Origin of the sequence: Nonlabens sp. Ci31, assembly GCF_012974865.1 — a bacterium.
Taxonomy (GTDB): domain Bacteria; phylum Bacteroidota; class Bacteroidia; order Flavobacteriales; family Flavobacteriaceae; genus Nonlabens.
The window spans coordinates 305,797-332,003 of record NZ_CP043633.1 but is presented as its reverse complement, the minus strand read 5'-3'; the positions used below and the strand labels follow the sequence as shown (position 1 = coordinate 332,003).

Below are 26,207 nucleotides of genomic sequence, written 5' to 3'. Positions count from 1 at the left end.
ATAATGAATTTCAATATAAAAAATACCATTCTTGCTGCTGTTGCTTTAAGTGCAACTATCGCAATAGCACAAACAACAGAAGAAGAGGAAAACAGACTAAACGGTGGGACGATTACACTTGTTAAACCTTATGATCCTTCGATAAGTGATGCTTTTAAAGTAAAAAGTAATCCTAGTTTTAGCGACACTACTAAGGTGAAAAAGAAACCGGTCACTTATAGCATCTTTTCGGTTCCCGTAGCCAGTACTTTTACTCCAGCAAAAGGAAATCTTTCTAGATTAAAACCAACACAAAGAACTAAATACTTTAAAAACTACGCAAGATTAGGTCTTGGTAATTATGTAAATGTATTAGGAGAATTTGCTGCTAACTTTGAAGTAGATAAAGACAGCGATCTAGGTGTTTTCTTCAATCACAACTCTTCTCAAGGCGGCATAGATGAGGTCATCGCAGATAACTCTTATTCCGATAGCTCACTAGACGTTTCTTATGGGATGCGCACCAGAGATATGAACTGGGGAATTACTGCTGGATCCAGATATCAAGCGGCTAACTGGTATGGAGATTATGAGAATACAACTAACCCACTGACAGAAGATACCGATGTAGGATTTAACTATTTGTCTTACGGTCTTGGAGGTAAGGCTGCTTTCTTTGATGGTATATTTAAGGATGTCGATATCAACTTAAGAGGAACGACTTCTAGTTATGGCGCTAGTGAGATTCGTGTTAGTGCGTTACCGCAATTAGGATTTGATATAATGGAAACTGAAGTTGCCCTGGGAGTAGAGGTAGATTATTTGAGCGGTAGCTTTGATACGCAAGGATTGATCCTAGCTCCTGAAAATTATTCTTATTTAAAAGCGGGATTGAATCCAGCCATCAATCTTTACGGAGATAACTATAAAGTAAAGTTAGGAGCAACAGTGAACTATTTAAACAATAACGAAGCTTCTGAAAGTGATGTATATGTATATCCAGATGTGGTTGCTAGTTATATAGTAGTAGAAGAAATGTTTATTCCTTATGTGACCATAGGTGGTGGACTGGACATGAATTCACTTCAACAATTTGCAGATGAGAATGTATTTCTCGCGCCAGCAGTTACCGTTGCTCCTACCAATAGATTAGTAGATGCACAATTAGGTTTTAAAGGGAAACTCTCTGAGAATTTTGGGTACAAAGTATTCGGTGGTTATAAAATTGAAAACGATAGGTATTTTTATAATAAAGGTGTTGGAACAGCTTTCACCACAGGAGTGGAAGCTTATCAACACGGGAATGTATTCTACACACAATATGCTGATTTGAATACGACACAATACGGAGCTAGCTTAAGTTTTGATGTGAATACAGCTTTCAACTTGACCTTAAATGCAACTGGCTTTAGTTATGAAGTAGAGAATGGCGATTCCTTTAACAATGTCGCTTCTCACTTACCAGAATTCACAGCAGATCTTGTAGGTAATTATCAGATCACCGATCAATGGAATATAGGTACAACCCTTTATTTTGTAGGAGAAAGACAGGCGTTTAGAAATGGAGTAGGAGCTGAAAATTTGGATTCTTTCGTAGATTTAAATCTAGATATCAATTATAAGATCAATCCTAAACTGACTGCATTTTTACGTGGTCAGAATCTAACTGGTGGTAATTATGAATATTACTTAGACTATCCAGTTCAGAATTTACAGATCATGGGTGGAGCCGTTTATAAATTTGATTTTTAAAATACCGCTTTCGCGAAAGCGGAACAGCTAATAATCACCAGAACTCATTCAAATATAAAACTCACTCAATCAACTTATGAGTGAGTTTTTTTTACCTTTTTATGAAGGTGCAATTAATGACACACTTATGAAAGTATAACTAAGGTGAAAGCTTTTCTTCTGAGAACTTGCGTCCGGCTAGCTTTTTTTTGCGAGAAGAGTGCATAAGGACAGATTGGCTCGCAGTAACAGCTGGGATCCAATCAGGAGTGGTTGAAAATGCTGGAACTCTTGATAAATCCTCAAACGGTTCTACATTCCAAAACTGCAAAATCTTTCCGGCCAAAACTCGCTACCGCACGTTTTGCTCACCTTTCCTTTTTTAAGGAAAGGAGCCTTTTAAATGGTTCAAAATATAGCTGAAAACAAAGAAGACTTAAAGCTCCTCGTTTGAGACCTTGCATTCAACGAGCTTTTTTTGAGAGGAATGCATAAGGACAGATATGCTCGCAGCGTGAGCTGGGATCCAATCAGGAGTGGTGGACACAGAGGTTGTTATTTCTAAATGGAAACTATTTACTCAAATGATTTGAAAGTTCTACACACACACAGTTTGTTAACCCACCATAGTACAAACTTGTTAAATAATTGTAATAAACAAACACATACCTTATTTTCACATCATGAAAAAAATTCTACTCCTTTTAGTTATACTTTGTGCTGTTTCCTGTCAAGAAGAACCACAAAACACGGCAGATCTTATAATTGAAAACGCTAACATCTATACCGTAGACGAGCAGTTCTCAACGGCGACTGCACTAGCAGTAAAAGACGGTAAAATTATTTTTATAGGAACTCAAGAAGAATTAAAAAGCCAAAACTTAAAAGCTTTAAAAACAGTAGACGCCTCTGGAAAATTTATATATCCAGGATTGATCGATGCACATTGTCACTTTTACAGATTAGGCCAGCAAGAACAATTAGTAGATCTAGTGGGGACTAACAGTTATCAAGAAGTGCTGGATAGAATTCAGGAATTTCAAAAAGCTAATAATAAAGCCTTTATTATAGGTAGAGGTTGGGATCAGAACGATTGGGAAGTTAAAGAATATCCAACCAATAAAGAACTCAATGAACTCTTTTCAGAAACTCCTGTGGCCATTACTAGAATCGATGGACACGCCATGATTGTTAACGAGATGGCGTTAAAAATGGCTGGTATTGATAATAATACCGCATTTTCTGGAGGCGATATAGAACAGAAAGAGGGAAAGTTAACTGGAATTCTCGTGGATAACCCTATGAAACTGGTTAGAGATGTATTTCCTTTAGCAAGTGTAGAAGAAGATATAGAAGCTTTAATGGATGCACAGAATATCAACTTCAGCTATGGAATTACTACGGTAGATGACGCAGGATTGATGCGATCGACCATTGAACTAATCGATAGTTTGCAACAAGATGGCGCATTGAAGATGAAGATCTATGCGATGATTAGCAATACTCCTGAGAATCTAGATTATTATCTAAATAAAGGAGTTGTAAAAACAGATCGATTGAACGTACGATCGGTAAAGTTCTATGCAGATGGAGCTTTAGGAAGTCGTGGTGCAGCCATGAAAGCGGAATATACAGACCGACACAATCATTTTGGCGCTTTGTTGAGCAGTGTAGAAGATCTTGAAGGTGTAGCAAAACGCATTGCCGCAACCGAATTTCAAATGAACACACACGCTATAGGAGATAGCGCTAACTACGTGGTATTGAAAACCTATAAAGAATTACTAAGCGATCAAAAAGACAGAAGATGGAGAGTGGAACATGCGCAAATCGTAGATCCAGCAGACTTTCATCTATTTGATGAAGAAAACATACTTCCATCGGTACAACCTACTCATGCGACTAGTGATATGTATTGGGCGCAAGATCGAGTAGGAGAGGAGCGCATTAAAGGTGCTTATGCGTATAAGAAACTACTTCAACAATCTAAAATGCTAGCATTAGGAACCGACTATCCTGTGGAACAAGTGAATCCGTTTTTAACTTTCTATGCTGCCGTTTCTAGAAAAGATACCAGCGGTTATCCAGATGATGGTTTTAGAGCAGATCAAGCACTTTCAAGAGAAGAAGCCTTAAGAGGAATGACCATTTGGGCAGCTTATTCTAATTTTGAAGAGAGTGAAAAAGGCAGCCTAGAAATAGGAAAAGCAGCTGATTTTATTATGCTAGATGAAGATTTAATGAAAGTGGCGATTGAAAAAGTTCCTGAGATGAAGGTGAGTGCTACTTATTCTAATGGAGAGTTGGTTTATAGTAAAAAGTAAAAAAGCTTCTTATTTTCTTGAATATTTTAAGACTACCCAATAGCCTGGAACTATATTTTTCCCTCTAGCTTTTTGCTCAAGAAGATAAAACGATCATTTGGATCGGTAATAATGCAATCCGAATGGAGGATACAAGTTCAGATTCTGAATCTATAAATTAAATGTAATGGAGAAATGTGTAAATTCTAAAAAGTCCTGTAAAGAGTGCCTTACGTTAAAGTCTTCTGCTCGCTCAAAGTTTGTAGAATTGGAATGGTAAGTAAGGAAATCTTTTAGGAGTAATGACACATCAATCGAACTATTAACCTCGAGTCGTATGCCTATATCAACATAAGACTTAAAGTAGTTAATAGTTTCATCGGTATCTGCAAAAACAGCAGATGCTTCATATATGTTGTAGTTGGAGCCTAGCTCCAAATAAGGTCGAAAACCATGAAAATTTAAGATTTCATATTGTAATTGTCCACCTAGTTTGAATAATTTGGATGTTACTCTTTGATTGTTTCTTTCTCTGATTTTAAACGACTCATATCCAAATCCTAGGTGCGCACCTATTGCAAACTTGTTACCATAGGGCAGAAAATTTATTTTGGGAATAACTTGAAATCGTAAATAATCTTCTGGTTGTAAATCCACTGTAAATAGTTGTTCCTGATTTAAAATAGTTAGAGCCTCATTTGAAAAATTAAGACCAACGACGGTCTCCAGATTGAAGTTTGCAGTGTCTCTATCTTGGGCATTTACAACTATAGCGGTAAAAACCACTAATAATATGGCTATGAAATTTTTCAATACATTTAATCAAATGAATTTTTGAAAATATCCTTTATTTCATTCAAATCTTCTTCGTCCATCGTAATTATTATGTAATCAATATTTTCTTTTTCTTGGAGTGTTTTAGATCTAAAAATATATGGTTCTACAAAGGAACCCATTTTTTTACTAAAGAGTAAAACAGCAATCGTACGATCTTTGGGTAAAGAATATAGGTTTCCAGTTTTTAAATTTTTAAGCACTAGACCTTTGTAATTTTTTTCAGTTGTGAGAAATGATTCAATAAGCGTGTTACTTACTGTTTTATCTGCATTACAAGAGTTAAGAGAAACATCTTCTCCAGTATCGCTTTTTACTTTTATGGCATCAACTGATGTAGACTGGTTTCCTTTAACAAATGCTAGAATCGATGACTGCATATTAGTAATGAATTCTTTATCAGATTTGTCAGTAACATAATAAATTTTAGACGAGTCTATGTGGAATTTATTGACAACAGATTCCATGTAATCACTTTTTTGACTGGAAGAATCCTGTGCAATGAGCAAAAGGGGACATAGTAGAATGAATAACAGATGATTGAAATAAACTTTACACATAGCTATTTATTAGAAAATAAATATACAATTTTAACAATTAGGTGCTCTTAAGAATTCCTATCAAAACCTTAACTTCTCTATAATATCATAACCCATAGAATCCTAAAATTCACTGATTGGAGAAAATGACGAACTGAAGTTAATTCAATTATTAAAATAGGAAAGTGGAAAGCTTATTTTATTTTCATTAAATTCCAACTGTAAAATATAATAAACTATTTTTTGGATCAAAGACATTTGTTTCATCTAGAATTTTTTCTTGAACGAGACGAAGTTGATAGATGTAACTTTAATTTAAATAGTAATATTCTACCCTTCTAAATTAGACATCATCCCTCAATTTCCAGTCCAGATACTTATGTAAATCAGTCTCAATCCATCCGGTAACAAAAGATAAAACGGTAAGGTCATCTAAGAATCCTAGTCCAGGAATAAAGTCTGGAATGAGATCGATAGGCATTAAAACATACAAGAGTGCCATTGTGATCGCTGCGATGGTAAACCAAGGAATATTGGTATAAATGCCTTTTCGGTAATCTTTAATCATCAGGAACATGATTTGAGCAAGCTTGACATATTTTTTTAGAAAGCCAGCACTGGCAATCTTAGTAGCGATACTTTCTTCTTTTTCGATGGCTTCATCTACGTCGGCTAGCGTAGTTTGATTTACAGCGTCAAGGGTGTATTCTTCGTCTGGGACTCTTGTTTTTTTTCTAAACAATCTCATTTTGCAAATATTTGGTTGAAGTCTTTAAATGACTTGAATTCTAATGAATTACCGCTAGGATCTTGGAAGAACATGGTAGCCTGCTCGCCAGGCAGTCCTTCAAAGCGTATGTACGGCTCTATTATAAAAGCAATTCCTTTTTCTTGTACCGCTTTCGCGAAAGCGTGAAAAATATCCCATTCGAGAACCACACCAAAATGTGGAACAGGAACAGCTTTTCCATCTACGGCATTTATAGCTGCTTTTTGGGCTTCTTCAGTAACATGAATGACCAGTTGATGTCCAAAGAAATCAAAGTCTACCCAATGATCTGAGCTGCGACCTTCTTTGCAGCCTAAGGTATCGCGATAAAATTCACGAGTAGTGGTGATTTCTTTAACAGGAATGGCGAGATGAAAAGGAGTTAATTTCATTTAATTTCTTTTTTCTGAATATAAAAATAAATAATTGCAACAACTATGTTGCCTATAAGAACAGGTAAAATACTGTAAGCTACTAGTGTTGAAAGAGATCTTAAATAATCATCAGATCCTGTACTCTATAAGCCAAAACCAAAGAATAGGATCAAAAATAGGATGGATAATGTCCTGAAATAGGCATCAACAAAGTCTCTAATCATTATTCTTTTTTAAAATAAAAAGCCAGCTTAAAGATAAGCTGGCCTATTAGAATATGTACTGTTTTATTTATATAATACCATCTACGATTCCGTAAGCAACAGCTTCATCAGCTCCTAGCCAGTAATCGCGATTAAAATCTTTCATGACTTTTTCAAAGGTCTGGCCACAGTTATCAGCGAGTATTTGCGCACTTAATTCTTTAGTTTTAAGAATCTCATGTGCTGTAATTTCAATATCTGCACTGGTTCCACGAGCACCACCACTAGGCTGGTGTATCATGACACGACCGTGTTTTTGAATCAAACGGCGTCCTTTTTCACCACCAGAAAGCAATATAGATCCCATAGAAGCAGCAAGACCGCTGCATACCGTACTTACCGGGCTCTTTATCTCCTTCATGGTATCATAAATTGAAAAACCAGCAGTGACATAACCTCCAGGGCTATTGATCACAAAAGTGATTTCTTCATTGTTTAATGAATCTAGATATAACAATCTATCGACACAGTGTCTAGCTGTTTTCTCATCTACCATTCCCCAAATGAACAATTTGCGTTGCTCTATGTAAATTTGGTCTATTTTATCTTGGAGTTTTAATTCTTTACTCATTAAATTTTAGTTTATAGACAAAAATAAGGAATCTTAAAAAATAAACAGATGATTTAACAAGACTATATCGTCTCGTCTTGTTGGCCGTATTCATTTTTATACATTTTTACTAATAGTAAAAGTAAACTTACTAGAAGCGGTCCAAAAATAAGGCCTATAAAGCCGAAAAGAGGTACTCCTACTACAACTCCAATAAGGGTTACCAATGGATGCACGTCTGCAAGGCGTTTTTGAACAACAAGTCTAAAGAGGTTATCTGTAGATCCTACCACTACCAGTCCATAAATTAAAATTCCAATAGCTGCGCCAGTATGCCCTTGAGCAAACATTAGTATACAAACGGGGAGTATCCCCAAGGCAGTACCTACAAAAGGGATCATACTTCCAATTGTGGTGATTACAAACCAAAAGAAGGGGTTTTCTACACCAAAAATAAAATACCCTATTAAAGCAACAATGCCTTGAAGTAAAGCTACTAAAGGAATTCCTATCGCATTAGATTTGACCAAATCAATACTTTCTCTCCCTATACTATTTAGATTTTTTTCATTTAGGGGCATGTAAGTAACAGCTGCTTTTAACCATTTATTACGTTCCACTAGCATAAAGTATAAGAGAAAAAGCATGATTCCTACGGAGATAAATACAGTAAGGCTTGAGTTAGCCAAATTCTGAATATTCTTTGAGATCCAGTTGCTTACCTCGCTCGAATTTATATTTTGTGATAAATTCATTCCTACCAGCTCTTCTGCTTTAGCAATTTCGGTTTTAACGGTTTCTGTTATTTTGTTACTGTTTTTTATAGCCGTTTTTATCTTTGCGGTCATCATCAGTCCTAATCCAGCAATGGGTAATAGAATAACTACAAAGGATAAAGAGATAAGGAGTGATGAGGCCAAAGCCGGTTTCCATTTTCTATTTTCAAGCCATTTTTGTAAAGGTTCTAATAATACATAAAGGGTAATAGCTCCTAAAACGCCACCTAAATAGGGAGCCAGTTCTTTTCCTATCAGGATAAGAATACATAGAATAACTAACAGAATGAATAGCTGGCGTATTTTGTTAGTAGGTATCTGACTAGTCATATGGTTGTTGATTATGCAAGGCGTTGACAAGCTTTAGCTTTCTTATGGCTAAAGTTAAGAAAGTAAGAAAAATAAATGAGCTAATTCAAATGGAATTATGATTTCTTTAAAAACGGAAGGACTTCATCGATAACCTCTTGAGTATACAGGCTGTGACCACCAGTTTTTGAGGTGTATGTTATTGCGTTGGGCATCGCAGACGCAATTTCTTCCATGGCTTCAAAAGGTACAATAAGATCATTAGGGTTGTGTATAACCAAAGTTGGAACCGCGATCTTTTTAGCAAAGTCAGATGCATTAAAGTCCTTAATATAATAGCCAAAATTATTTTTGAGTAAATGGTTCAAGCTTTTGTAGACGGCATCACTAAAACCTACAAGTACCTGATAATTTTTCATGATCACTTCTAATCTGTTAGGACTTCCTAATAGAATTAATTTTTCTATCGAGGCATGTGAGCTTTTTGACTCTTGAAAAATGGTAGCCATGGCTCCTACACTATGGGCAATTACTATTTGTGGTTCATATAATTCAATCGCAATTTTGATGACCCTAGAATACTTTACGGCAGTAAATAAAGTACCTTCACTGTTTCCATGCGCTGGAGCATCTATACTAATGATGTTGTAGTCTAATTTACGCAAAGGATCAACAAGATATTTCCATCTAAAGCTGTTGGACTCCCAGCCGTGGTTGAGCAAGACAGTTGGTCCATTTCCCTTCCAGTGGTACAGCATAAATAATCCATCTTCAAAGGCTATTTGCTGAGTTCTTGACGTGGAAAGAAAGTCTTTTTGGTGGTCTAAGATTTTGCCTTTACGCGGAGTGCTAAAAACTTTAAGTGCAACAGCTGCTGCCTTTTCTTTAGAGAATAGGTGTAGCGTATTAAAATAAAAGCCATACAGTTGAGGTATGGCTTTTTGGAGTATTTTTTTCATGGAGTAGTACTTACCAGGATACAAACATGTATTGAGGTGTTGCCCCTTCTGGAATCATTGTTTTTTCAATAGAAGCACTGATGTCAAATTTCACATCAGTAGGCAAATTATCTTTAGAAATAGAAAAATAGAAATTTTCATCGTTTACCCAAACCACTGCATCATCGATCATGTTATCCACACTACTAATTTTATAGGCAGCACTGATGTCTTTGTAGCTACTGTTTTTAGTGATTCCTTTTATAGTTGTAAATCGTTCATCACGTATAATCACGTTTTCTATAGTTGCTGTACTATCTAAAGCTTCACTAGGAGTAAGTGTCAATAAATGAGCGCCACCTTTTTCATAGATTTCGATAAGGTTTGCCCCATTACTAAACTCATCGCCTTTTAACTGTCTTACGATGCTGTCATTGGCATAAATGCTATCCAGCTGGAATACTTTCATACCTTTAGTAAGATGGCCTACACGTTCTTTATTCCATTCAAATGGATCTTGACTTTTAGTGCAACTAGCTAATACTATGATTACTGCTACTAATGCTATTACTTTCTTCATATTATTGTTTAAAGGTGTAAAATTACAATTGCTCTGCAAACTAAACGAGTTTTGGTTTAACTATTTTGTTATTATTGATACTATTTTAATTCTCAAATTATTTCAAAGCTTTACCTAGGATTCCCATAACGCCTCTTATAAAGGAGGCGCTGGTACGTACTTTAATAATGGGGTGTTGGTGCGAACTCGTGGTTGAGCGAGAAGAGCGAGTGGTTTTAGCTTTTTCTTTAGCTGCCTTTTCTTTTACTTCATCTTCGTTTGCTTTGTCTATTTTTTCTTGTAAAATCTCTTCAGCACTTTCTCTGTCTATTTCTTCATTGTATTTATCAGACAGTTCTGAGTCTGCAATAAGGTCACTTAGTTCTCTATCGGTAAGGATGTTCATACGGCTTTCTGGAGCACGTAGCATGGTCGCTGCAAGAGGACTAGGTCTTCCTTTTTCATCTAGAGCGCTTATTAAGGCTTCTCCTATTCCTAGCGACGTCAGTATTTCGGCTGTATCGTAATAATCAGTTTCTGGATAATTTTGCGCCGTTAGTTTTATCGCCTTCCTGTCTTTTGCGGTAAAAGCTCTTAAGGCATGTTGCACTTTAAGGCCTAATTGACCCAATACACCATCTGGAATATCAGTTGGGTTTTGAGTGACAAAGTAAATAGCGATTCCTTTAGAACGTATCAATTTTACGATGCTTTCTATTTGGTTTAATAAAGCTTTGCTGGCGTTGTCAAAGATCAAATGCGCTTCATCAATAAAAAGAACAAGCTCTGGTTTATCGCTGTCTTCTTGTTCTGGGAAGGTAGAATAAATTTCGGCCAGTAAGCTCAGCATAAAAGTAGAGAACAGCTTAGGTCGGTCTTGAATATCAGTCAGCCTTATAATATTTACATACCCGTTGCCTTCACGATCTTTTCTGACCAAGTCTTTTACTTCAAAACTACGCTCACCAAAAAACCGCTGTGCACCTTGTTGTTCTAGTTCAATAAGTTTTCTAAGAATCGCTCCTGTAGAAGAAGTTGAAATACGACCATAAGCTGATTGAAACTCCTCTTTTCCTGCTCCGGTAGCGTATTGCAAGACCTTTTTTATATCTTCAAGATCTAGTAATGGCATTTTGTTATCATCACAATACTTGAACACTACAGAGATAATGCCCGCTTGCGTTTCTGTCACATCGAGAATTCTAGACAACAAAACGGGGCCGAACTCGCTCACCGTTGCTCTCATTTTTATTCCATCTTGCTCAGAAATGGTTAAGATTTCCACTGGTGATTTTCGTTTTTTGAATTCCAAACCTATTTTTTCATGACGCTCATCGATCTTGGTATGCCCTGGGCTTGGAGCTGCAATACCAGAAAGGTCTCCTTTTATATCCATTAATAAAGAAGGTACACCTTGTTGTGAAAGTTGCTCCGCAATAATTTGAAGTGTTTTCGTTTTTCCAGTTCCAGTTCCAGTTGCTCCAGCGATAAGACCATGTCTATTAATGGTTTTTAAAGGAATCTTGACGTGTGCATTGGTCAAGGTTTCACCATTGAGCATGGCAGCGCCCATAATTATAGCAGCGCCTTTAGGAGCATAACCATCTGAAATGTATTTGAAAAACGCTTCTTTTTTGGATATTTATATATTTTTTGTACTTGTAAAAATACAGTATTGACCACTTATTTAAAATCTATTGCAGTCACCGCTCGTTAAAATCGTTTTAAACCTGTTGAAGTTTAATGAAAACAACTGCTAAAACGTATCTTTGCCGCATGCTAGAAAAAACCGTACAGCAACAAGTAGAAAAAGGCACTATGTTGCCTTTAATGGAAGAATTTTACACGATTCAAGGTGAGGGATATCACACGGGTCGTGCCGCTTACTTTATTAGAGTAGGTGGCTGTGATGTAGGTTGTCACTGGTGCGATGTGAAGGAAAGTTGGGCGCCAGAAAAGCACCCGCCTACTGGAGTAGATCACATTGTTGCTAATGCAGCAAAATACAGTAAAACAATCGTAGTAACAGGTGGAGAGCCGCTTACTTGGAACATGGAACCGCTTACCACAGGTTTAAAAAATGCAGGTCTTGATATTCATATTGAAACAAGTGGCGCCTACCCGCTTTCTGGCCAGTGGGACTGGATTTGTTTATCCCCCAAGAAAGCAAAAATGCCGTTGCAAGAAGTCTATCTAGCAGCACATGAGCTTAAAGTGATTGTTTTTAATCGTCATGATCTCGCTTTCGCAAAAGCGGAATCAGAAAAAGTATCTTCTAATTGCAAGCTTTTCTTACAACCAGAGTGGTCTGTGCGTGAAAAGATGATCCCTTTTATCACAGAATTTGTGATGGAAAACCCAGAATGGCAAGTTTCTTTACAAACCCATAAATATTTGAATATCCCTTAAAGAGTGGCCATTGTAAATGGAATACTCGCGATGGTATCATCCCATCCTAAAAAAAGTAAACCTCCATTTTGTTGTTCTACAAAACTGATAGAAAAAGATTCTATTTTTTGAGGAGATGGAAGAAGGTCCATTGTTGCGGTTAAAAGGTTTTTAGAAGCGTCGTATTCTAACCCAGACTGCGTAGTAGCTGTATTGAGTATGAATTTCCATTCCTTTTCGCCGGGAATCGTGTAAAGAGAATAGCTGCCCGCTTTTACTAACTTATTGTTGATTTTTACATCTCGGTAAAAAGCAATTTCTGTCGCTTCATTTGCTCCAGTTCTCCATACCTCGTTAAACGGTACTAGTTTGCCGAAAATTTCGCGATCTTGTTTTGAGGGACGGCTATAAATAACTCTAGCAACAGCAGCTTTATTAGTATCTCGATACATCACTACATCCAGTGGGCTTTTATCTAATTTTGAGAAAGTGAGGGAGTCGTCCTTCTGAGAAAACAGAAGGAATGAAGAGCATAGGAACAAGGAGAAAAGGAATGGCTTTTTCATGTGTAAGAAGTTTGTTTTTTTAAAAGATAAAATAAGCATTATTCATGCCATAAGCCTATTGATAATTTGTTAATAACTTAAGAACGTATTTTTGAGGTTAACACCTATAAACATTAGGGGTTTCTTATATTTGTTTCATACCCATTTTAGTGTAAAAATCACATTTATTTATGAGCGAAGAAAATAAAGGTAATTACGGCGCAGATCAGATTCAAGCGCTTGAAGGAATGGAGCATGTGCGCATGCGTCCTTCCATGTATATCGGAGATGTAGGAATAAGAGGTTTACACCATTTAGTTTACGAGGTGGTAGATAACTCTATAGATGAAGCCCTTGCCGGACACTGTGATAATATCACTGTTCAAATTAATGAAAACAACAGTGTTACTGTAACTGATGACGGTCGTGGTATTCCTGTTGATCTTCATAAAAAAGAAGGGGTGTCTGCGTTACAAGTGGTAATGACGAAAATTGGTGCAGGAGGAAAATTTGATAAAGATTCTTATAAAGTTTCTGGTGGACTTCACGGTGTAGGCGTGAGTTGTGTAAACGCACTTTCTGATCATTTAAAAGCAACCGTTTACCGTGATGGTAAAATATGGGAGCAGGAATACGAACGTGGTAAGGCCATGTATCCTGTAAGATCAGTAGGAGATACAGATAAAAGAGGTACAGATATCACTTTTATCCCTGATACTTCTATATTTCAACAAACCATTGAGTTCAATTACGATACGCTAGCTAATAGATTGCGGGAGCTTTCTTTCTTGAATAAAGGAATTAAGATCGTCTTAACTGATGAGAGAAGACAAGACGAAGAAGGAAATAACATCACAGAGATTTTTCAGTCAGAAGAGGGTTTAAAAGAATTTATACGTTTTTTAGATGATACTCGTAGTCCTATTATTGAGGATGTGATCTCCATAGAAGGAGAGAAGAATGGAGTTCCTGTAGAAGTAGCGATGATTTATAATGATAGTTATTCAGAGAATTTACATTCCTACGTAAATAATATCAATACGCATGAAGGTGGAACACATTTAGCCGGTTTCCGTCGTGGTCTTACTTCTACGTTAAAGAAGTATGCGGATAGTTCTGGATTATTAGATAAGTTGAAATTTGACATTTCTGGAGATGATTTCCGGGAAGGTTTAACAGCAATTATTTCTGTAAAAGTTCAAGAACCACAATTTGAAGGACAGACGAAGACTAAATTAGGTAACCGTGAGGTGACTAGTGCGGTTTCTCAAGCAGTTTCTCAAATGCTAGAAGATTATCTTGAAGAGCATCCTAATGACGCTAAAACCATAGTTCAAAAAGTAATCCTTGCAGCTACAGCGCGCCATGCAGCTCGTAAAGCTCGTGAAATGGTACAACGTAAAACCGTGATGAGCGGTGGTGGATTGCCAGGAAAGCTTTCTGACTGTTCTGAAACAGATCCGACACTTTGTGAAGTGTTTCTTGTTGAGGGAGATTCTGCAGGAGGGACGGCAAAACAAGGTCGCGACCGTGAATTTCAGGCCATTCTTCCATTAAGAGGTAAAATTCTCAATGTAGAAAAGGCGATGCAACATAGAGTTTTTGAAAATGAAGAGATTCGTAATATATATACAGCTTTAGGTGTAACTATAGGAACCGAAGAAGATTCAAAAGCGTTGAATTTAGATAAATTACGTTACCACAAGGTAGTAATTATGTGTGATGCAGATATTGATGGTTCTCACATTGCAACTTTAATCCTTACGTTCTTCTTCCGTTATATGAGGGAGTTAGTGGAGCTAGGTTACATCTATATCGCGACACCGCCTTTATACCTTGTTAAAAAAGGTGCAAAAAAACGTTATGCATGGTCAGATAAAGATCGTGACGAAATAGCAGAAAGTTTCGGCGGTGGAGCAGCTATACAACGTTATAAAGGTCTGGGTGAGATGAATGCAGATCAGCTTTGGGATACCACCATGAATCCAGAATTCAGAACTCTGCGTCAAATCACTATTGAAAGTCCTGCAGAGGCTGATCGTGTCTTCTCCATGTTAATGGGTGATGAAGTACCACCTCGTAGAGAGTTCATTGAAAAAAATGCAATTTATGCAAATATTGATGCATAATTGGAGTGTCAAAATATCTAAAAAGTCCTTGTTTATCAAGGACTTTTTTTTGCTCAAAATTTATAATGTTGGTGAAGTCAAGAATTTTAATGCAGTTTTAGAAATCTAACCGTTAACAGTATACCTACTTATAATTTAAACTGATACACATGAAAAAATTAATTGTCTTCATCCTAATGATTTTTGGTAGTTACCTAACTAACGCACAAAATGGTTTCTCAGATATACTAGCAGCTGGTGTGCAAGCTGCAGATAAATATGCAAATTCTTACACGGCGCCAGCTTCTGAAGCCTTTACGTACAATCTAGCTTCTGGATGGTATGAAAGTGGCGAGGTTTTAAAGGCAGGTAAATTTAAACTGCAAATTAAAGTACAAGGAACTTTTGCTCCAGATGAAAAGAAATCTTTTGTGCTCGATCCATTAGAATATGAGCGTATTATTCAGAGCAGCTATGACAATACGAACAGTCCCCCGGCAGATATTACGGTGACTTTTGGTGATGGAAGTACGGCACCACGATTAATAGCCACTGTTTTAGGGGAAAACAATCCTGAACAAAGTTTGATTATAAGGAGCACCGAATCCAATACCAACCTATTGCTGCAAGAAGATATCATTACACTGGCTCAAGGAATAGGAAGTACCGGGCTCGATGTAGTTCCTTCAGCATTTTTTCAAGTAGGCGTAGGTTTAGGGGCTGGACTAGAAGTAAAGGCCAGATTTATTCCAAAGATAGAAACTGATGAGGTGAAAACAGGCTTGTATGGCGCTGGATTGCAATGGGAATTTACCAAACTTTTTGAGGAGGAAGACGGTACAAATAACTTGCCTGTTTCCGTTTCGGTTTTAGGGGCTTTTACCAGACTTGATGCTAGTTATGACTTTGAGGATGGCGCTGTAGTAGAAGGAAGAGATCAATTGATAGAAACTAAAACAAATGTGTTTAATGTAGCGGCAATTGCAAGCACTAATTTTAAAGTGATCAACTTTTATGGGGGTTTAAATTATGTCGTAGGAAATTCTACAACAGATTTAAAAGGGACTTACACGTTTAGATCCAATACAGTCATATTTCCTATCGCCTCTACTGTTGAAGATCCGTTATCTCTACAAACAGATGTAAGTGGTGTGCTGGGAACCATAGGAGCAAAACTTACTTTGGGAGCCTTCAACATCAATGCAGATTATACCTTTGGGGAATATGATACTGCAAGTGCCTCTATATTTTTTAGAATTTAATGGCAGAAAACTTATTTTATCAGCTTTAAGGTCTCAACGTCCATAGTTTTAAGGTTACTATACCTTAAATTATGGACGTTTTGTTTATTTTTGCTTTAGCCTCTAGGGCTTTAAACCATACTAAAAATAAAATCTTAATAACATGAAAGTTACCGTAGTAGGAGCAGGCGCAGTAGGCGCTAGTTGTGCAGAGTATATTGCAATCAAAAATTTTGCAAGTGAAGTAGTATTAGTTGATATCAAAGAAGGTTTTGCCGAGGGTAAAGCGATGGACTTGATGCAAACCGCATCATTAAACGGCTTTGACACTAAAATTACTGGAGCAACAAATGATTACTCAAAAACTGCTGGTAGCGATATCGCTGTGATCACATCAGGAATTCCTCGTAAACCAGGTATGACTCGTGAAGAATTGATAGGTATCAATGCAGGTATTGTAAAATCTGTATCTACTAGTCTAGTGGAGCATTCTCCTAACGTAATTCTCATTGTGGTTTCTAACCCAATGGATACGATGACTTATCTAACACATAAGGTAACCGGTCTTGCTAAGAATCGTATTATCGGTATGGGTGGAGCCTTAGATAGTGCTCGTTTTAAATACCGTCTAGCTGAAGCACTTGAAGCACCTATTTCTGACGTAGATGGAATGGTAATAGGTGGTCACTCTGATAAAGGAATGGTCCCTTTAACTCGACTTGCGACTCGCAACTCAGTTCCAGCAAGTGAATTTTTATCTGAGGAACGATTAGATCAAGTACTTCAAGATACTAAAGTAGGTGGAGCAACGCTTACAGGATTGTTAGGTACTAGTGCCTGGTATGCTCCTGGAGCTGCTGTTTCTTCAATAGTGCACGCAATTGCTTGTGATCAGAAAAAGATTTTCCCATGTAGTGTACTACTAGATGGTGAGTACGGTCTTTTTGACCTTTGTATAGGTGTGCCAGTTGTTTTAGGTAGAAACGGTATTGAAAAAATCGTTGAAATCAATTTAACAGATGCAGAAAAAGCTGCTATGCAAGACAGTGCTGAAGCAGTAAAAGCAACCAATGCGTTGATTTAGAACCCCAATCATACATACTAAAAACCGTCACGACTTGATCCTGACGGTTTTTTTATGTCTTGTTTTTCTCTAGATTTATAAAGAATGTTGAGGTGTCTTCTTTAATCCGCTTTCGCGAAAGCAGAATACCTACAAATGGCTCATCACGACAGATTCATTTGAAGTGAAATAAACCTATGAAAACTTCTTTCTTTTTTAATTAAAAGCTCTTAAGGATATGCTGGGTTAATTCTTTATATTTGGCGAGTGAAATTTAAATGGTACATAGGCGCTTTAATCGCCATAGCTTCTTATTTTGTTGTAAAACAGCAAAGTAATGACCTGCCTAATCAAGAAATTGCAGTTACTTTTTCACATACAAATAACGCTGTACAGTTGGAGAAAGCAGTTGCTTCCATTAAAACCCAGCTGTTAGGTATAGGTGCAGAAAATGTGGTTATTACAGAAGCTGTGCCGGGCTCCTTAAAAGTAACTTATTACAGCGACCTTGCTTTACAAAATGTTACCGATCATTTGTTTACCTTAAGCAATACAAATGATTTTACAACATCCTTACGTCTTAAAGAGAATAGTGGCGATACTCCTTTAGAGAATATCTTATTAGATTATCAAATTGACATCTATGAAATTAGTGATGACCTGGTTTCTGGAATGCATCCTGATGGAAAATCATACTTTGAACTCAAGCAAGATTACAATCGAGGCTCACAAGTACATTTTTATACATTACAAGCGATTTCAACTTGCCGTCATAACCACCTAGTAACTGTGGCACAAAAAGTAAGTGAACAAGTGCTGCTTACTTTTAATAATTCTTCTTTTAAAATACCTGAAGTCCGCGCTGGACCACTCTCTTAACTCTGGTGTTGCCAGTTTTTTATCAATATTTACAGGTATTCACCTCAACGTTAACGTCTTACATGGTGTTATAATAATACATCTATTTTAATTATTTATGGACAAATGGATTGTCCATATAAAAGGTAAATCTCATATTTGCCGACTTTTAATTTTTAACTTAAAAACAACAAAATCATGCAAAATAAAGGACTGATCCGTTTTTTCGCGGTCATTTTTGCAATAGCTAGTATTTACCAGCTTACTTACACCTTCATCACTAATAAAGTAGAGGGTGATGCAGACACTTATGCAAGTTCGGTGGTAAGTGAAGATGCAGAAAATGCAGCTTCATTAAGGAGCGCTGCTGAAAAACAATACTTAGATTCTATAGCATCTAAAGAAGTATGGGGCGGTTTTACCAACTATTCTGATGCTAAAAGTCAGGAACTTAAAAAAGGTCTTGACCTTAAAGGTGGTATCAACGTAATTCTTCAAGTTTCTGTACGTGACCTATTAACGGGAATGGCAGACGACTCTACAGATCCAGCTTTTAATAGCGCTTTAGATGCAGCTGACGAAAGAATGAAAGATGGTCAGGATGACTATTTCAATTATTTTATTGAAGAATTTAATAAAGTCGAAGGAGCACAACTGGCTTCTCCAGATATTTTTGCCAATCAAGAAATGCAAACTCGTGGTATTGAGTTTGACATGGCAAATGATCAAGTGGAGCCTATCTTAAGAGAAGAGCTTAAAGATTACATGACTAGTGCTTTTGATGTATTGAGAAAGCGTATTGATAAATTTGGTACAACACAGCCTAACCTACAACAATTAGGTCAGTCAGGTCGTATTCTTATTGAATTACCAGGAGAAACAGATGTAAAGCGTATTAAGGACATTCTTACTAAAGCGGCACAATTAGAATTTTGGCATGTATTCAAGTCTCAAGACATTGCTTCTTACCTCACCGCTGCAAATACGTACTGGGCAACAAAATTAGTTGCTGAGAATGAAGCTGCTATAGAAGAAGTAGTATCTGATGATGATGTTGTGCAAACCGAAGTAGCAAAGGATTCTACAGAAGCTGGTCTGGGAGATTTATTAAACCAAGATGATGTTACTGATGCGTCTGGAGATGTTACTGAAACTGCAAACTTTGATAGCAACCCTATTTTTGGTAGAGTTCAACCTGTTCAAAGTATCGCCGGTTTGATGACTTTTAAAGAAAGTGATAAAGACTTAATAGACTCCTACCTAAACGATCCTCAAACTAGAGGTAAATTAACCAGCGAGCAACGCAATGTAAAATTTGCGTGGAGCTTGCCAGTTCTTGATCAGACATTAGGATATGATGTTATAGAGCTTTATGCGCTAAAAGGAAATGCTCAAAATGAGGCACCGCTTTCTGGAGGAGTAATTACTGATGCAAGCCAGCAATATGGTAACTCTGGACTTCCTGTAGTGAGTATGTCTATGAACGGTGAAGGAGCTAAAATTTGGGAAGATATGACTGCTGAAGCATATCAGAATCAATCTCAAGTATCTGTAGTTCTTGATAATACTGTTTACAGTGCACCTTCAGTTACTAACGGACCAATTTCTGGTGGGCAAACACAGATTTCTGGAAACTTCTCCATTGACGAAGCAAAGGATCTTGCTACAGTTCTTAGAGCTGGTAAATTACCTGCTAAAGCAGAGATTATTCAGAGTGACGTGATCGGACCATCATTAGGTCAAGAAGCTATTGACAGTGGTTTGTGGTCCTTTGCTATTGCACTTCTTTTAGTATTGGTCTGGATGATTTTCTATTACGGTCGTGCTGGAGTTTATGCAGATATTGCACTTCTTGTAAACCTTTTATTCATATTTGGTGCATTGGCATCCTTAAAAGCAGTTCTTACCTTACCTGGTATTGCAGGTATCGTATTAACTATTGGTATTTCGGTAGATGCTAACGTTCTTATTTTTGAAAGGATACGAGAAGAGCTGGCAAAAGGTAAATCACAAGCAGACAGTATCAGAGATGGATTCAATAATGCACTGAGCTCTATTCTTGATGCAAACGTGACTACATTCCTAACAGCTGTTATTCTTTATATTTTTGGAACAGGACCTATTCAAGGTTTTGCCACTACCTTAATGATAGGTATTCTTACGTCATTATTTACAGCCATTTTTATTACTAGATTATTTGTAGATGGGTATGTGAGCAATGGTAAAATGATAGGTTTTTCAACTGCAATTACTAAGAAATGGTTTAGAAATGTAAATATTGATTTCTTGAAGAAGAGAAAAATGGCTTACATCCTTTCTGCTGTTTTGATTTCAGGAAGTTTAGCTTCACTAGCTATAAACAGGTTGAATCTAGGTATTGATTTTACAGGTGGTCGTACGGTTATTGTAGGTTTTGCCCAAGATGTGAGTGCCACGAAGATCACCAAGCAATTAAGTGCTGACGATATCTTCGGTAGTGCAGAAGCAAAAACTTATGGATCAGATAATCAATTAAAAATCAGTACTAAATACGGTATTGATAGAGATGATAGTGAAGTAAGTCAGGAGATTGAAGATAAATTATATCAAGTATTGAAGCCTTATTTACCAGCAGACATGACGCAAGTTCAGTTTGCAGATGTAAGTGATGAAAATAAACAATACGGTTTAAGATCTTCTTTCCAAGTAGGAGCTACCATTGCAGACGACATTCTTACAGGGTCTCTTTATGCCATCTTAGGATCATTGATAGTGGTGTTCCTTTATATTTTAATTCGATTCCGTAAGTGGCAATTCTCCTTAGGAGCGGTAGCTGCTGTTTTCCATGACGTCATTATCGTGCTGGGAGCCTTCTCCTTATTATATAAGTTCTTACCATTTAACATGGAGATAGATCAAGCATTTATTGCTGCTATATTAACAGTTATTGGTTATTCATTGAACGATACGGTGGTAGTGTTTGATAGAATTCGTGAATTCATAAATGAGCGTACCAACTGGGATTTCCCAAGAACCGTTAATGGAGCAATAAGCAGTACTATTTCTCGTACATTGAACACTTCTTTGACTACTTTAATTGTACTTCTTGCGATCTTCTTATTCGGTGGAGAATCCATAAAAGGATTTATGCTGGCATTGATTATAGGTGTCGTTGTAGGTACTTATTCTTCTGTATTTATTGCAACTCCAGTAATGTATGATACGATGAATAAATCAAAACAAACATTAACTCCTAAAGAGCTTAAAGAAGAAAAGGAAGCTTAATCGCTTTATTTCCATACTAATTATAAAAACCGCTTGACATGTCAAGCGGTTTTTTTATGCCATAAAACGAATAAAGCATGCAGTTTAACTAAAAAAAGCTATTTGTTAAACAATCGGTTCATAGAAAGTATGAAAACTTAATAAGGAGTTAATGAATTTGATTATTTTGCAAGTAGTTCAAACGATATCCAAAAAAGCAAACAAGTTTCTTATGAAAAATTTTATCCTTAGCTGTATAAGTATACTCTTCTTTACAGTGGTAGTTACGGCCCAAGAATTTGCCATGTCAGATGGTAACTTCACTACTTGTAGTGGTAGTTTTACAGATTCTGGAGGTCTTACAGGTGATTACACCAATAGTGAAGACACTGTTATCACCTTTTGTTCACCATTTGCTACAGATGACATGCAGGTTACGTTTAATTCCTTTGCATTGGCTTCTGGAGATATATTATTCGTTTACGATGGTGATGATACCACAGCACCATTAATTGGAGTTTTTTTAGGAACAAACTCCCCTGGAATCATTTTGGCAAGCGCAGCAAACACCACAGGGTGTTTAACTTTTAGGTTTAGATCAGACTCTTCTAACGTTAGTTCTGGATGGGAAGCGACTCTGGTATGTATCGATAATTGTCAGACTATTACCTCTACAGTAGTCTCTGTGCCTGCTCCAGATGTTGATAATGTTATTAGAATTTGTCAAGGAGAAACAGTGAACTTTACAGGTAGTGCCAATTTTAGTAATGATAGCACTGGTGCCACTTATGAATTTGTTCTTTCTGATGGAACACGAGTTCCCGGGAACACTGCCTCAGAAACTTTTGCAGGCCCTGGTATTTATAGAGTTGATTATGTGGCTACAGATCCTACAGGCTGTAGAGATAGATCTATAGGAGAATCAAGTGATGTATTGATACAAGTCTCTACGACTCCTGATTTTACAGGAACTCAAGCGGCTGCTACTTCCATTTGTTTTGGAGAATCAACAGACATTACAGGAGTGGTAGAAACAACAGAGTTCTTTGCAGACGTAGCTCCACCTATAACAGGGCAGACCTTCCTTCCAGATGGAAGTGGTGTGGCTTATCAAACCTGTATCGACGTATCTGGTTTTAATGTAGGGACTACTTTTCAGAACGCTTCAGACTTAGTCAGCGTATTTATAAACATGGAACATTCTTATATGGGTGACCTTGATATTACACTGACCGCTCCAGATGGAACACAAGTTAATTTCTTAAATTATCCTAACTCTGGTGGAGGAAGATTTTTAGGACAAGCTCTTGATGACGGTTCGAACACCCCAGGTGTGGGATTTTTATACAATTTTACAGAGGGAGGAGCTGCTACAGCAACTCTTGATGGTAGTACAGCAGCTGTAGCTTTTGGAACACCTATGCCCGCTGGAGATTACTTGCCAGAAGATCCATTTGCTAATTTTATAGGAACTTCTCTAAATGGACTTTGGTGTTTAGATATTATTGATAACCTCAATATTGACAACGGTTATATTTTTGAATGGGGAATCAACTTTAATCCTGCTATAATTCCTACCGCAGGAAGTTATGAGCCAGGTGAAGTAACAGAAGAATGGGAAGCAAATGGAGATATTACTGCAACCAATGGAAATGTAATCACGGTGACTCCTACTATTGCTGGTCAGAACTGTTATAACTTCAGTTTCACTGATAATTTTGGTTGTACTTATGTAGAAACAGTATGTATCGATGTAGCGCCAGAAATTACTAATGCATTGCCTAATGATATCATTGTATGCCAAGCTAGTGGTGCTGTAAGTGTTGATTTAACTGTAAGAGATGCGCAAATTCTCAATGGATTAGATCCTGCGTTGTACACCTTAACAACTTTTAACTCTGCCGCAGATGCAGACGCTGCATTGAACCCTGTCCTTATTCCTGAAGCTTATGATGTGAATGCAGACGAGACGGTGTTTGTAAGAGTAGAAGAAGTAGCATCAGGTTGTTTTGTTGTAGTAGAATTAAATGTATTTTATTCTACGTCACAATACAACACTGTCCCAGACTTACAAGCTTGTGATGATCCTACTAATATTGATGGAAGAGAAATTTTTGATCTAACAGCTCAAGATGCAGCCATATTAGGGTCACAAGATCCGACAGAATTTACGGTAAGCTATTTCCTCAATCAAACAGATGCAGATGCTAACACAAACGCCATAACAACTCCAGAAGCTTTTGAATCTATGGGGGAAACAATTTATGTGCGAGTTTCAAATATTCAAGATGCAGATTGTTATGATACGGGAACTTTTAATCTTGTAGTAGAAAGTTGCGAGGTAATAGTGCCAGAAGGGTTTTCTCCTAATAATGACGGTATCAACGATACATTCTCCATTCCTGGAATTGATCAATTTGCCAACTTTGAATTGAAGGTTTTTAATAGATTAGGTTCTGTGGTTTATGAAACTCGGGCAAGTAACTATGTAGAGTTTGCTGGTATTCCTAATTCAGGTCTTAATTCTGGAGATGGCTTATTACCTACGGGAACTTACTTTTATGTGATCAAGTTCAATGATCCAGACACAGCAGATGTTGCTAAATGGGTTTATATCAATTATTAGATAGTTTAATAAAATATCAATATCATCAAAAATGCCTCTCGATAAGAGAGGCATTTTTTATGGTATCCTATGGTATGTGATAAAAGCGAGGTGAAGTAAGTCCAAACCAGTATCAGGTTTATTTTTCTAAAACTTTCCAGTCTACTAGATCACCTTCTTGAAGCCCCCATTTCTCCACCATCCCAGCATTTACTTCTAGTACATATTGAGCTGCGCCTTTGCTTTTAAGTAAGGTTTCATCCTTGGGCTGCGCATTAAGGGAATAGCTGTCCACACGCTTGTTTGCGTTGATATAGATAATGTCTAGAGGCACCTCTGTATTTTTCATATAAAAGAATTTAGGGGTGTCTTCTTCAAATATAAAAAGCATTCCTTGACCTTCAGTAAGCGCGTCTCGATACATCATGCCCAGTTGTATGCTATAGTCTGTATCAGCAACTTCAAGGTGTAGTTGTTTTAACGTATCCTTTCTCTTACTGATTAAATAGGCAGTAGCTTCATTTTTAAAACTCCAATCTTTAGAACGCATTTCTGCCTCTTGATCAGGTTTACAACTGGATAACAAGCAGGTTAGTGCTATCGAACTTAACAACAACTTACGCATGTGTCTTCTTTTCAAACATTCCATCGGGACGAAACATCAAGAACAATCCTAATAGAATAAATGGAACACTTAATAGTTGTCCCGTGTTAAAGTGAATACCTATAAATTCAAAACCATCAGTTGCTGTTTGAGCTTCTTTGATATTCTCGATCAATAGTCTTACCGTAAAAAGAAGCACAAAAAATAGTCCTACTAGGTAACCTGGTTTATGGCGCTTATCTGTTTTCCAATAAACAAAATACAGAATAATAAAAACGCCTATATAACAAATGGCTTCATATAGTTGTGCAGGATGTTTATAGGGAATACTTGCAAGCAATTCGGCATATTGAGGATCGTTCACTAATGCATTAATAGCTTTGTCTGGGTCTGTAATACCTGTTTGTTGCAATGCAGTTCTAACACTATCATCGCTTAGATCACGTACAAATTTAAATCCAGCAAAAAAGTCACCACTAGGTTTACCGTTGATTTCACTGTTCACTAAATTACCCAATCGCACAAAAGTCCCACCTATAGCACTGGGTATAACAATACGGTCTAATATCCAGAGTATGTTCTTTTTTAAGTGTTTGCGGCTGTAAAAAAACATGGCAACGATTACCCCTATGGCAGCACCATGGCTGGCCATACCAGCAAAACCGGTCCATTCAAATGGGTCTGTTTTAAAAGGAAGAAAAACTCGCAATGGATTTGAAAAAAAGGTAGATGGTTCATAAAACAAGTAATGTCCTAATCTCGCTCCTATTAAAAGACCTATCACCGTATACATGAATAGCGGATCCAGTTTTTCCATACTGACACCATCTCTCTTAAAGATAGGTTTTATAATGTACCATCCTATGACAAAAGCAATAACGTACGAAAGGCTATAGAAATGTAAGGTGAAAGAGCCTAAATCAATCCCTTCTAAGGGATTCCAAATCACTTTAAGTGAAAACATATACGGTAATTTTTATAAGTTGCTAAATTACTGCTTATCCCTCTAAATATCGGGCAGATAACCGGTCAATTATTTCCACTTGATATTACAACCCATACTTGGCTTTTGCGGTGCTGGAACCTGTTTGTTGCCTAAAAGGGCATCTATAGCCTCTCGCAATGATCTTCCCGTAAGAGGTATTCCGTTACCAGGTCTAGAATCATCGAGTTGTCCTCGATAAACCAACTTTAAACCAACGTCAAATAAATAAAGATCTGGTGTGCAGGCAGCGTCATAGGCTTTAGCTACTTCTTGAGTTGCATCGTATAAATAAGGAAAAGGATAGTCATGATCATCAGCATTTTGTCTCATCAATTCGGGCCCATCTTGTGGATAATTTACGGCATCATTACTGGAAATAGCGATAAAATGGAAGCCAGTAACACGGTAATCATTAGCTACGCGCACCAATTCCTCGTTTACATGAAGTACAAACGGACAGTGATTGCATATAAACATGACCACAGTTCCTTTAGAACCTTTCAATTCATTCAGATTCTTCAGAGTACTACTTACGGTATCTAATAAAGTGAAATCTGGGGCTTTTGTTCCTAGCGGTAGCATGGTAGAAGGAGTTAAAGACATAATGTTTTCTTTATAAGTAGCAAAAGTAGGTGTTTTGTTA

At 37.0% G+C, this 26,207-nt stretch carries 22 protein-coding genes; 9 read left to right on the top strand and 13 right to left on the bottom strand.

The window, feature by feature from the left end:
* Positions 1 to 3 precede the first annotated feature (3 nt).
* Positions 4 to 1,731 (top strand): hypothetical protein, encoded by a 1,728-nt coding sequence (locus tag F0365_RS01555; protein ID WP_169932038.1) that lies wholly within the window; start codon positions 4 to 6, stop codon positions 1,729 to 1,731.
* Between the two features lie 662 nt (positions 1,732 to 2,393).
* Complete coding sequence (locus F0365_RS01550) at positions 2,394 to 4,034, top strand: amidohydrolase (RefSeq protein WP_169932037.1); 1,641 nt, start codon at positions 2,394 to 2,396, stop codon at positions 4,032 to 4,034.
* Positions 4,035 to 4,184: 150 nt separating this feature from the next.
* Here the strand turns inward: F0365_RS01550 and F0365_RS01545 are convergent, their stop codons facing one another.
* From F0365_RS01545 to F0365_RS01505, 9 genes are all read right to left on the bottom strand, one after another.
* Positions 4,185 to 4,826, bottom strand: coding sequence for a hypothetical protein (locus F0365_RS01545; RefSeq protein ID WP_169932036.1), 642 nt, complete (start codon positions 4,824 to 4,826; stop codon positions 4,185 to 4,187).
* A gap of 5 nt (positions 4,827 to 4,831) precedes the next feature.
* The gene (locus F0365_RS01540) at positions 4,832 to 5,314 is read right to left on the bottom strand and encodes a hypothetical protein (RefSeq protein ID WP_169932035.1); all 483 of its coding nucleotides are present in this window, start codon (positions 5,312 to 5,314) and stop codon (positions 4,832 to 4,834) included.
* A gap of 415 nt (positions 5,315 to 5,729) precedes the next feature.
* Positions 5,730 to 6,134 (bottom strand): YkvA family protein, encoded by a 405-nt coding sequence (locus F0365_RS01535; RefSeq protein WP_169932034.1) that lies wholly within the window; start codon positions 6,132 to 6,134, stop codon positions 5,730 to 5,732.
* On the bottom strand, positions 6,131 to 6,547 hold the full coding sequence (locus tag F0365_RS01530) for a VOC family protein (RefSeq protein ID WP_169932033.1): 417 nt from the start codon (positions 6,545 to 6,547) through the stop codon (positions 6,131 to 6,133). The genes F0365_RS01535 and F0365_RS01530 overlap by 4 nt, the downstream gene beginning before the upstream one ends.
* A gap of 273 nt (positions 6,548 to 6,820) precedes the next feature.
* The gene (locus F0365_RS01525; protein WP_169932032.1) at positions 6,821 to 7,363 is read right to left on the bottom strand and encodes a ClpP family protease; all 543 of its coding nucleotides are present in this window, start codon (positions 7,361 to 7,363) and stop codon (positions 6,821 to 6,823) included.
* Between the two features lie 62 nt (positions 7,364 to 7,425).
* Positions 7,426 to 8,448, bottom strand: a complete 1,023-nt coding sequence (locus F0365_RS01520) for an AI-2E family transporter (protein WP_169932031.1) — start codon at positions 8,446 to 8,448, stop codon at positions 7,426 to 7,428.
* 95 nt (positions 8,449 to 8,543) lie between these two features.
* Complete coding sequence (locus F0365_RS01515; protein ID WP_240961807.1) at positions 8,544 to 9,386, bottom strand: alpha/beta fold hydrolase; 843 nt, start codon at positions 9,384 to 9,386, stop codon at positions 8,544 to 8,546.
* 10 nt (positions 9,387 to 9,396) lie between these two features.
* Positions 9,397 to 9,945, bottom strand: a complete 549-nt coding sequence (locus F0365_RS01510) for a hypothetical protein (RefSeq protein WP_169932030.1) — start codon at positions 9,943 to 9,945, stop codon at positions 9,397 to 9,399.
* 97 nt (positions 9,946 to 10,042) lie between these two features.
* Positions 10,043 to 11,566 carry a helicase HerA-like domain-containing protein gene (locus F0365_RS01505; protein ID WP_169934717.1) on the bottom strand — a complete coding sequence of 508 codons (1,524 nt, stop codon included), beginning with the start codon at positions 11,564 to 11,566 and terminating at the stop codon, positions 10,043 to 10,045.
* Positions 11,567 to 11,667: 101 nt separating this feature from the next.
* On the opposite strand from F0365_RS01505, the gene F0365_RS01500 reads away from it, so the two are divergent.
* Positions 11,668 to 12,333, top strand: coding sequence for a 7-carboxy-7-deazaguanine synthase QueE (locus F0365_RS01500; RefSeq protein ID WP_240961805.1), 666 nt, complete (start codon positions 11,668 to 11,670; stop codon positions 12,331 to 12,333).
* Here the strand turns inward: F0365_RS01500 and F0365_RS01495 are convergent.
* Positions 12,330 to 12,878, bottom strand: a complete 549-nt coding sequence (locus F0365_RS01495; protein ID WP_169932029.1) for a DUF2911 domain-containing protein — start codon at positions 12,876 to 12,878, stop codon at positions 12,330 to 12,332. The two genes, F0365_RS01500 and F0365_RS01495, sit on opposite strands and share 4 nt — an antisense overlap.
* Positions 12,879 to 13,048: 170 nt before the next feature.
* On the opposite strand from F0365_RS01495, the gene gyrB reads away from it, so the two are divergent.
* The 6 genes from gyrB (at position 13,049) to F0365_RS01465 (ending at position 23,996) form a co-directional block, all read left to right on the top strand.
* Entirely contained in the window at positions 13,049 to 14,986 is a 1,938-nt protein-coding gene (gene gyrB / locus F0365_RS01490) for a DNA topoisomerase (ATP-hydrolyzing) subunit B (protein ID WP_169932028.1), read from the top strand.
* Between the two features lie 149 nt (positions 14,987 to 15,135).
* The gene (locus F0365_RS01485; RefSeq protein WP_169932027.1) at positions 15,136 to 16,227 is read left to right on the top strand and encodes a DUF6588 family protein; all 1,092 of its coding nucleotides are present in this window, start codon (positions 15,136 to 15,138) and stop codon (positions 16,225 to 16,227) included.
* A 142-nt stretch (positions 16,228 to 16,369) separates the two neighbouring features.
* A complete protein-coding gene (mdh, locus tag F0365_RS01480; protein ID WP_169932026.1) occupies positions 16,370 to 17,290 on the top strand; it encodes a malate dehydrogenase in 921 nt (306 codons plus the stop codon).
* Between the two features lie 246 nt (positions 17,291 to 17,536).
* Complete coding sequence (locus F0365_RS01475) at positions 17,537 to 18,148, top strand: hypothetical protein (protein ID WP_169932025.1); 612 nt, start codon at positions 17,537 to 17,539, stop codon at positions 18,146 to 18,148.
* A gap of 177 nt (positions 18,149 to 18,325) precedes the next feature.
* Complete coding sequence (secDF, locus tag F0365_RS01470; RefSeq protein WP_169932024.1) at positions 18,326 to 21,391, top strand: protein translocase subunit SecDF; 3,066 nt, start codon at positions 18,326 to 18,328, stop codon at positions 21,389 to 21,391.
* 211 nt (positions 21,392 to 21,602) lie between these two features.
* A complete protein-coding gene (locus F0365_RS01465; RefSeq protein WP_169932023.1) occupies positions 21,603 to 23,996 on the top strand; it encodes a gliding motility-associated C-terminal domain-containing protein in 2,394 nt (797 codons plus the stop codon).
* A 118-nt stretch (positions 23,997 to 24,114) separates the two neighbouring features.
* Here the strand turns inward: F0365_RS01465 and F0365_RS01460 are convergent, their stop codons facing one another.
* The 3 genes from F0365_RS01460 to F0365_RS01450 form a co-directional block, all read right to left on the bottom strand.
* Positions 24,115 to 24,600 carry a DUF192 domain-containing protein gene (locus tag F0365_RS01460; protein ID WP_169932022.1) on the bottom strand — a complete coding sequence of 162 codons (486 nt, stop codon included), beginning with the start codon at positions 24,598 to 24,600 and terminating at the stop codon, positions 24,115 to 24,117.
* Positions 24,593 to 25,543 carry a prolipoprotein diacylglyceryl transferase gene (gene lgt / locus F0365_RS01455; RefSeq protein WP_169932021.1) on the bottom strand — a complete coding sequence of 317 codons (951 nt, stop codon included), beginning with the start codon at positions 25,541 to 25,543 and terminating at the stop codon, positions 24,593 to 24,595. Before lgt ends, F0365_RS01460 begins: the two co-directional genes overlap by 8 nt.
* A 69-nt stretch (positions 25,544 to 25,612) precedes the next feature.
* The gene (locus tag F0365_RS01450) at positions 25,613 to 26,167 is read right to left on the bottom strand and encodes a thioredoxin family protein (RefSeq protein WP_169934715.1); all 555 of its coding nucleotides are present in this window, start codon (positions 26,165 to 26,167) and stop codon (positions 25,613 to 25,615) included.
* Positions 26,168 to 26,207 lie beyond the last annotated feature (40 nt).